The organism is Candidatus Rokuibacteriota bacterium (assembly GCA_016209385.1).
In the GTDB taxonomy this organism is placed as follows: domain Bacteria; phylum Methylomirabilota; class Methylomirabilia; order Rokubacteriales; family CSP1-6; genus JACQWB01.
In genome coordinates, this window is sequence record JACQWB010000186.1 from 1 (window position 1) to 9,094 (window position 9,094).

At 69.2% G+C, this 9,094-nt stretch carries 7 protein-coding genes; all 7 read left to right on the plus strand.

What is annotated here, in order from left to right; all coding sequences use genetic code 11:
* Window positions 1-73: 73 nt before the first annotated feature.
* Complete coding sequence (locus HY726_13085) at window positions 74-646, plus strand: sigma-54-dependent Fis family transcriptional regulator (GenBank protein ID MBI4609930.1); 573 nt, start codon at window positions 74-76, stop codon at window positions 644-646.
* 351 nt (window positions 647-997) lie between these two features.
* Window positions 998-4,231 (plus strand): fused MFS/spermidine synthase, encoded by a 3,234-nt coding sequence (locus HY726_13090; protein MBI4609931.1) that lies wholly within the window; start codon window positions 998-1,000, stop codon window positions 4,229-4,231.
* A 189-nt stretch (window positions 4,232-4,420) separates the two neighbouring features.
* Window positions 4,421-5,410 (plus strand): NAD(P)-dependent oxidoreductase, encoded by a 990-nt coding sequence (locus tag HY726_13095; GenBank protein MBI4609932.1) that lies wholly within the window; start codon window positions 4,421-4,423, stop codon window positions 5,408-5,410.
* Between the two features lie 9 nt (window positions 5,411-5,419).
* Window positions 5,420-6,391: a GDP-L-fucose synthase gene (locus HY726_13100; GenBank protein MBI4609933.1), complete on the plus strand. Its 972-nt coding sequence runs from the start codon at window positions 5,420-5,422 to the stop codon at window positions 6,389-6,391.
* A complete protein-coding gene (locus tag HY726_13105) occupies window positions 6,391-7,899 on the plus strand; it encodes a glycosyltransferase (GenBank protein MBI4609934.1) in 1,509 nt (502 codons plus the stop codon). The genes HY726_13100 and HY726_13105 overlap by 1 nt, the downstream gene beginning before the upstream one ends.
* A gap of 263 nt (window positions 7,900-8,162) precedes the next feature.
* Entirely contained in the window at window positions 8,163-8,558 is a 396-nt protein-coding gene (locus tag HY726_13110) for a prepilin-type N-terminal cleavage/methylation domain-containing protein (GenBank protein MBI4609935.1), read from the plus strand.
* Window positions 8,559-8,682: 124 nt separating this feature from the next.
* Window positions 8,683-9,094 (plus strand): hypothetical protein (locus HY726_13115; GenBank protein ID MBI4609936.1); only part of this gene is annotated, 412 nt, incomplete at its 3' end.

A 9,094-nucleotide genomic window follows, 5' to 3' on the forward strand; every position in this document is an offset into this window, starting at 1 on the left:
CCTGCAGGTCAAGCTGCTGCGGGCCATCCAGTAGCGCGAGATCCGGCGGGTCGGGGACACCAGGGACGTCAAGGTGGACGTGCGCCTCATCGCCGCCTCCAACACCGACCTGGAGGCAGCGGTCGCCGACGGGAGGCTCCGCGAGGACCTCTTCTACCGGCTGAACGTGGTCCGCATCCACCTCCCGCCGCTCAGGGAGCGCCGCGAGGACATCCCGCTCCTGGTCACCTCCTTCCTCCAGAAATTCGCCGCCCAGCTCGGCCGGGAGGTGCCAGCCCTGGCCCCGGATGCCCTGGCCATGCTGGAGCAGTACCACTGGCCCGGGAACATCCGAGAGCTCGAGAACGTCATCGAGCGGGCCGTGGTCCTCGGGCCTCGGGACCGGTTGACCGTGGACTCGCTGCCCGAGTCGCTCTCGCTCCCCCGCGCGCCGTCGGGCCTCGATCTCGACCTCCCCCCCGAGGGGCTGAACCTGGAGGCCACCCTCGACCGGCTGGAGAAGAAGCTCCTCCAGCTCGCGCTGGACCGGACCAACGGTGTCCAGACGCACGCCGCCGAGCTGCTCGGGATGACCTTCAGGCAGTTCCGGTACAAGCTGCAGAAACACGCGCTCAGCCGCGGGAAGCCGGCCGACCGGGAGGAGTAACGGACCTGGGACAATCGGAGGGGGACACCCACGCCTTCGGCGTGGGTACCCGGGCCCCCTCCGAGGCCTCCCCCATGAATCGGTTGCGCGGGCGAAGCCCGCGCTCGAAGGGCATTACTCCGACACGGACCTGGGCGCGCCGGGGGGGCGTGCAGGTCCTGGGGCTGCGCGTCGGGTTCCGCTCCCGCGGGTATCCATACACACGAGCCCGACCCGGTAGGCGCGGCCTCTCCTGGCCGCCTCATTACGGGACGGACAGTCTCCGGCATCTCAGCCCGTGAATTCTGTCAGAATAGGCGCGACCAAGACGGCCGCGCCCCGCGCATCATCGGAAGCGACCAGGAGGCGTGAGTGGGCGACCCGAATCGCGAGTTGAGGAAGATCGTCGCCGGGGTCCTCGCGTGCTTTTTCCTCTCCGGCGCCACCGGCCTGGTGTACGAGGTCCTCTGGGTCCGGATGCTCGGCCTGCTCTTCGGTCACACCGTCTTCGCCGTCACGACCGTCCTCACGGCGTTCATGGCCGGTCTCGGCCTCGGCAGCTTCCTCCTCGGACGGGTCGCCGACCGGCGGCAGCGCCCGCTCGCGCTTTACGCCCTCCTCGAGGCCGGCATCGGCGTCTCCTGCCTGCTGGTCCCGCTGCTCCTCCCCTCGGTGGAGGCCCTCTACCTCGCGCTCTCGCGCTCGCTGCAGCTCTCGTCTTTCGTCTTCAGCCTCGCCCAGTTCGTCCTGGTCTTCTCCCTCCTGCTCGTCCCGACCACCCTCATGGGCGCGACGCTCCCGGTCCTGAGCCGGTTCTTCGTCAGCGACGAAGGAAGCCTGGGCAAGCGGGTCGGCCAGCTCTACGCCCTCAACACCTTCGGGGCGGTCGTCGGGACCGCTCTCGCGGGCTACTTCCTCCTCCCCGCCTTCGGTGCGCGCGGAACGCTCTACCTCGCCGCGACGCTCAACATCGGGATCGGCGCCCTGATGCTCGCGTACGACCGCCACCTCCGCCGCCTGAGGCCCATGGGCCTGCGCGAAGCGGCGGCGTCACTGGAGCAGGTCTCGCTACCCATCGCGACGCCGCCCGGCGCCGTCTCGGGGCTGATCGGCCTCACCGTGACCGGCCTGGCCCTCTCCGGCGCCGCCTCCATGATCTACGAGGTCGCCTGGACCCGGGCGCTCACCCTCGTCATCGGCAGCTCGACCTACGCGTTCACCGCGATGCTTCTGGCCTTCCTCCTCGGCGTCGCGCTCGGGAGCGCCCTCTTCGCCCAGCTCTGCGGCGAGCGGCGGGTCGACCCGGTCGCGTTCGCGCTCGTCGAGCTGGGGATCGGTCTCTCGGCGCTCCTGACCCTCCCCGCCTTCGAGAAGATACCGGATCTCCTCCTGCGGGCTTTCACCGTCTCCCTGTCGCCCGAGTTCGTGCTGGTCGTCCAGCTCGTGCTGAGCATCGCCGCGATGATCGTCCCCACGCTCCTCGTGGGCGCCAGCTTCCCCTGTGCGGTGAAGATCGTTGCCCGCGGCGTGGACCGGGTGGGCTCCGACGTGGGGAGGCTCTACGCCCTCAACACGCTCGGCGCCATCGCGGGAACAGTCCTGGCGGGCTTCGCCCTGATCCCCGCGATCGGTGCCCACGCCGCCGTGAAGGCCGCGGCCCTCCTGAACCTGGTCGTCGGTGGGGCCATCGTCATCGGGTCAGCCCGGAGCCTCAGCGGCTGGCAGTGGGGCGGCTCGGCGGCGCTCACGGCCGCCACGCTGGCCGGGGTGCTGTGGATCCCGCCCTGGAACCAGACGGTGATGGCGAGCGGCGTCTCCGTCTACGCGAGCGCGTACCGGGGATTCGCCGGCAAGGTGGAGCTGGCCCGGGCCTTCCCCCAGCACCAGCTGCTCTTCTACGAGGACGGCCTCAGCGCCACGGTGAGCGTGCACCGCCAGGGCGAGCACATGTTCCTCCGAGTGAACGGGAAGACCGACGCCAGCACCGGCGGCGATATGCACACCCAGCTCATGTCGGGCCACCTGCCCCTCCTGCTCCACCCGGACCCGAAGACGGTACTGGTCATCGGGCTCGGCAGCGGCGTCACCGTCGGGGCCGTGGCCCAGCACCCGGTGGAGCGCATCGACGCGGTCGAGATCGAGCCCGCGGTGGTCAGGGCGTCCCGGCTCTTCGCGCGCGAAAACCGCGGAGCCCTGAGCGACCCGAGAGTCCGGCTCGTGCTCGGCGATGGCCGGAACTTCCTCCTCGCCACTCCCCGGAACTACGACGTGATCATCTCCGAGCCCTCGAACCCCTGGATCGGCGGCCTCGCCGCCCTCTTTTCCCAGGAGTTCTACGAGCTGGCACGGCGGCGGCTGAACCCGGAAGGCATCATGCTCCAGTGGGTCCAGGGATACGGTCTCCTCCCCTCCGACCTCAAGATGGTGGTCAAGACCTTTCGCACCGCGTTCCCGGCGACCAGCATCTGGCACACCCGTCGGATGAGCGACTATCTGCTGCTGGGCCGGGAGCGGCCCCGGCCCCTTGACCTGGGCCGGATCGAGGCGGCGCACGAGGCGATCGCCGGCCTCCGCCAGGACATGGAGCGGTCGGGCTTCCGGTCGCCCGCCGCTCTCCTCGCCGACTTCGTCCTCACCGAGCCCGATGTCGCGCGCTACGCGGAGGACGCCAACCTGAACACCGATGACCTGCTCCCCCTGGAATTCTCGGCTCCGCGGAGCCTCCACCTGGACACGGCTGCCCTGAACTTCAGGATCATGCTCGGCTTCAGGACCTCCGAGTTCCCGCTCCTGCCGCCGGACGCCCTCCGCCGGCTCGACACGCCCGGGGTCCGACACGACCTCGGCATCGCGTACGTCCGAAAGGGCCTTCCCGCTGAGGCGGCCGCCCAGTTCGAAAAAGCCCTGGCCCTCGACCCGGCCCACACTCCCTCCCTCCTCGAGCTCGGCAAGGTGCAGCTCACGTCGAATCTCCCGCTCAAGGCCGTCGAGAGCTTCGAGGCAGCGCTCAGACGCGATCCCCGAAGCGCGGAGGCGTACTTCCAGCTCGCGCTGGCCTACCAGGCGCAGCAGCTCCACGCCAAGGCCCTCGGGTTCGCCTCGAAGGCCGTCGCCCTCAAGCCTCGGGAGGCCACCTACCGGGCGCAGCTCGCCCAGCTCCTCCAGGAGGCGGGACGCTACGCGGAGGCCGTCGAGCACTACCTCGCGGCGCGACGGGAGAGGCCGACGGACACCGGAATCCTGGACGGGCTCGGGGCCGCGTACCTCAAGCAACGGCGGATCCAGGAAGCGGTCACGGTGCTCGAGGAGGCCCTGCGCTACGAGCCCGATAACGCCGCGCTCCTCCACCGGATGGGAAGCGCCTACCTGGCCGCGAACCGGCACGCCAACGCGGTGGGCGTGCTCAGGCGCGCGGTGGCGCACGCGCCGCTCGCCGCGCGGGCCCACATCGATCTCGGCTACGCGCACTTGGGCCAGGGCGACCTCGTCAGCGCGATCGAGGCGCTTGAGCGCGGCCTCTGGCTCGATCCCGTGGAGACCGCTGCCGCCCGGACCCTCAGCGAGATCTACGCCAAAGTGTACGGGCCCGCGCCGAACGCGCGGTAGACAGGTTTGGTCACCCGGCTTCCGCATTTGGTCACCGCGAGCGAAGTCGGTCGTCCCGGGAGTTTCTCTCGCTGGAACGCGGCGATTTTCAGGTATTCTGGTCTTTGAAGGAGCGCACGGGTCGAGGGCCGGTGGAGAGGGACGACAGCGGCTGGCAGGGTTGATGCATCTGATGCACCGAGAGGTCGCATGAAGGTCCTGATCACCGGCGGGGCCGGATACATCGGATCCCTGCTGACCGGCGTCCTGCTCAATGCCGGTCACCACGTCACCGTCGTGGACTGCCTCCTCTTCGGCGGCGACTCGATCCTGCCGTACTTCGCGCACCCGCGGTTCGCCTTCGAGAAGCTGGACGTCTGCACGGGCGACCTCGCGGGCTCCATGAACGGCGCCGATGCCGTGGTGCACCTGGCGGCGCTCGTGGGGTTTCCGGCCTGCCAGCAGGTCGGCGAGGCGGCAGCCATGCGGTTCAACGTGGAGGCGACCCGCCGGGTGTTCGAGGCCGCTGAGGCTGGGCGGGTTCAGCGCTTCCTCCTCGCCTCCACCTACAGCAACTACGGCCGCGCGGCGGACGACCAGCCCGTGACTGAGGACTCTCCGCTCTACCCGCAGTCCCTCTACGCCCGGACCAAGATCGCGGCCGAGGAGTATCTCCTCGAGCGGGGCCGGACCGCGCGCTGCGCCCCGGTCATCCCCCGCTTCACCACGCTCTTCGGCGTCTCCCCGCGCACGCGCTTCGACCTCCTGGTGAACCAGTTTGTCCTGGAGGCCCTGACGGACCGGCGCCTGGTCCTCTACGAGGGCAACTACCGGCGCTCCTTCGTGCACGTCCGTGACGTGGTGGAGGCGCTCTGCTTGCTCCTCCAGGCGCCGATCCCGGCCGTGAGAAACCAGGTGTTCAACGTGGGGTCGGAGGAGGGCAATTACTCCAAGGCGGAGATCGCCGGGCTGGTGTGCAAGGCGGTCGCCGACGTCGCGATCGAGCAGCGCAACCTGAGCTTCGGCGGCGACATGCGCGATGTAACGGTCTCGTGCCGGAAGATCCAGGCGCGGGTCGGCTTCCGCGTCCGCATCAGCGTCGAGGAGGGGATCCGCGAGGTGCGGGACGCGCTCCAGTCGGGGCTGATCCACGAGCCCCGGTCGGCCCGATACCGGAACCACACCTTCATCGTCCAGTAGCAGCCGGCGATGGGCAGGCTCAGCGGAAAGCGCATCATCGTCACGGGCGGCGCCGGTTTCCTGGGTTCCTCTGTCGTTGACGAGCTGAGGACGCGCGACGCGGCGGACCTCGTCGTGCCCCGGAGCGCAGAGTACGACCTCCGCGATCCGGGGGCCATCCGCCGTCTCCTCCGGGAAGTTGACCCCCACGTCGTCATCCACCTCGCCGCGCGCGTCGGCGGGATCGGGGCGAACCAGGCGCATCCCGCCGAGTTCTTCTACGAGAACCTCCTGATGGGAGTCCAGCTCCTGCACGAAGCGTGGCAGGCAGGGGTCGAGAAGTTCGTGGCTGTCGGGACGGTCTGCGCCTACCCGAAGTCGACCCCCGTCCCGTTCAGCGAGGACGACCTCTGGGGCGGCTATCCCGAGGAGACGAACGCGCCGTACGGGCTCGCGAAGAAGATGCTCCTGGTGCAGGCCCGGGCGTACCGGCAGCAGTACGGCTTCAACGCGATCTACCTGCTGCCCGCCAACCTGTACGGGCCCGGGGACTCCTTCGACCCGGACCGCTCCCACGTGATCCCGGCCCTGGTCAAGAAGTGCCTGGACGCCCAGCGCGCCGGCGTCCGGGAGATCGTCGTCTGGGGGGACGGAAGCCCCACGCGCGAGTTCCTCTACGTGGCGGACGCCGCGCGCGGGATCGCCCTCGCCACCGAGCGCTACGACGGGGCCGACCCCGTGAACCTCGGGTCGGGGCGCGAGATCTCGATCAAGGATCTCGTCACGCTGATCGCGAACCACACCGGATTCACGGGACGCATCGCCTGGGACGTCTCGAAGCCGAACGGCCAGCCCCGCCGCTCTCTGGACACGAGCCGGGCGGAGCGGGAGTTCGGCTTCCGCGCCACCACGCCCTTCGAGGAGGGGCTCCGACGCACCATCGAGTGGTACCGGAAGACCGTCGGGGGCCAGGCGCCGCTCTCCGCCGGACGTTTCACCTGATGCAGCCGGAAGCCGCCGGCCTCTTTTCCGCCGGGCTCCGAGACCCGGCCGCCACGCCGGAAACGCTCCGACGCCCCCCCGCCGACTATCGCGACTACTCGGAGAGCCGCCGGACCTTCTTCGATCGTTTCGCCCCGGTGGCCGACGCCTGGGGGCGGAAAAACCCCGAGTACCACCGCGCCGTCCGATCGCTGGCCGGGTACTACATCCCGCCAGGGGCGCGCGTGCTCGAGATCGGCTGCGGCACTGGCGACCTGCTCGCGGCCCTCTCGCCCTCGGACGGCCTCGGGATCGACCTGTCGGCGGAGATGGTCCGGCTGGCGACGAAGAAGCACCCCGATCTCCGGTTCCGCCAGATGGCGGCGGAGGAGCTGGACCTGGCGGGCGAGCGCTTCGACTACATCGTCCTGTCGGACCTGATCGGTTACCTGTACGATATCCGCGAAGTCTTTCGCCGGCTCCGCGGCGCCTGCCACGCGCGAACCCGCGTCGTCATCAGCTGGTACAACCGGCTCTGGCAGCCGGTGATCTCGCTGGCCGAGCGGCTCGGGGTCAAGCCTCCCCTGCCGCTCCTCAACTGGACGACGCCCGAGGACGTCGAGAACCTCCTGTATCTGGCCGGCTTCGAGCGGATCCACCGCCGGGGGCACATCCTTCTGCCCAAGCGCGTTCCCGCGCTGACGCCGCTGGCGAACCGCTACCTGGCGCATCTGCCCGGGTTCCGCTGGCTCTGCCTGACGAACTGGATCGTGGCCCGCCCGGTGGGCGTGAAGCCCGAGCCTGCCCCGCTCCGCGTCTCGGTGATCTCGCCGTGCCGGAACGAGGCCGGCAACATCGAGCCCCTCGTCCGGCGCCTGCCCCGCATGGGCAGCCACACCGAGCTGATCTTCGTGGAGGGCCACTCGCGCGACGGCACGCTCGAGGAGTGCCGGCGCGTCGCCGCGGCCTATCCCGACCGCGACATCAAGGTGTTCGTCCAGGAGGGGATCGGCAAGGCGGACGCGGTCCGCCTCGGCTTCGCCCGCGCCTCCGGCGACGCGCTCATCATCCTGGACGCGGACCTGAGCGTGGCCCCGGAGGATCTCCCCCAGTTCTACGAGCTGCTCGCGCCCGGGCAGGGCGAGTTCGTGAACGGCTCGCGGCTCGTCTACGCGATGGACTCGCGCGCCATGCGCTTCCTGAACCTCCTCGGCAACCGCGCCTTCGCGCTCCTGCTCAGCTCGATCCTGGGGCAGCCGATCAAGGACACGCTCTGCGGGACCAAGGCGCTCCTGCGGCAGGACTACGCCCGCATCGCCACGGGCCGGCACTACTTCGGCGACTTCGACCCGTTCGGGGACTACGAGCTCATCTTCGGGGCCGCGAAGCTGAACCTCCGGATCGTCGAGGTGCCGGTCCGGTACCACACCCGCGTGTACGGCCAGACCAACATCAGCCGCTTCACCCACGGCTGGCTCCTGTTGCGCATGTCCGTGAAGGCCGCCGCGAACCTCCTCTTCGTGTCGTGAGTGGATCGGCACGGAAAGGGGCGCAGCCAGCTCGGGAGACAGTTCTGGTCAGTCCGGGTAGCACGATTTGTCACCTGGTGCGCCTTCTTCCGGCACCGCCACCAACGTTGTTTAGGAAACATTTTAATTTTCAGCAGTTTGGTCGGGCCCGGGCTCAAGTCGAAAGCGGGTCTCTTGGCACGAAACATGCTCCGTTCGCAAGTCGAGAGGCGCTATACTTTCGGGGAAAGTAGGGTCTGCCGACCCAACAGAGGAGGGCGTGTATGTTGCGAAAGTTGAGACCCCGTGACCAGCGCGGCTTTACCCTCATCGAGCTGATGATCGTCGTCGCGATCATCGGCATCCTGGCGGCCATCGCCATCCCGCTCTACGCGAACATGCAGGCCCGGGCGCGGGTGGGCAAGGCCCAGGCGGACGTGCGGAGCCTCGCCGGCGCCGTACAGGCGTACTCCGCCCATACGGGCAGCATGCCAGACGCTCCCGGCATGACAGCTCTCACCGCGAGCGCATCGGACAACGCCGGGATTTCGGCCGGTCCGTGGATGAACGCGATCCCGGCGGTGCCCTCGGGCTGGTCCGCCTACGTGTTGACGACGGCGGCCAGTGGGACTTTCTCCATTAGTGCATCAGGCGACGGTGCCACCGCAAAGGCTCCGTAGGCTTCGCTGAAAGGGTCTGGCCGGTTGAGAGGGGAGGGGCGACAACCCCTCCCCTTTCGTTTGAGCGCCGCAGGTTCCGCGTCCTCGGTTACCCCGCCGGGAGGCGGAAACCGGGAGGCCCCTCGTGCGACCCCAAGCTCCTGAGACGAACGTGATCGCTCACCGGCCGAGCGCGTACGGGAGGCTCGGTTCCCTCGTCCGAGGGGCGAAGCGGACGGTCACCGTGCTGTTCAGCCACGGCGGGCTCCCCCTCCTCATCGCCCTGGTTACATTCGCCGTCTTCGCCCCGGCGCTCCGAAACGGGTTCGTCGACTGGGACGACAACCTGAACATCGTGAAAAATCCGGACTACCGCGGCCTCGGGTGGAAACAGCTCCAGTGGATGTTCACCACCACGCTCCTCTACCACTGGATCCCGCTCACCTGGATGACCTTCGGCCTGGACTACCTCGTGTGGGGGATGAACCCCTTCGGCTACCACCTCACCAACCTCCTCCTCCACGCCGCCAACGCCGCGCTCTTCTTCCTCCTCGCCC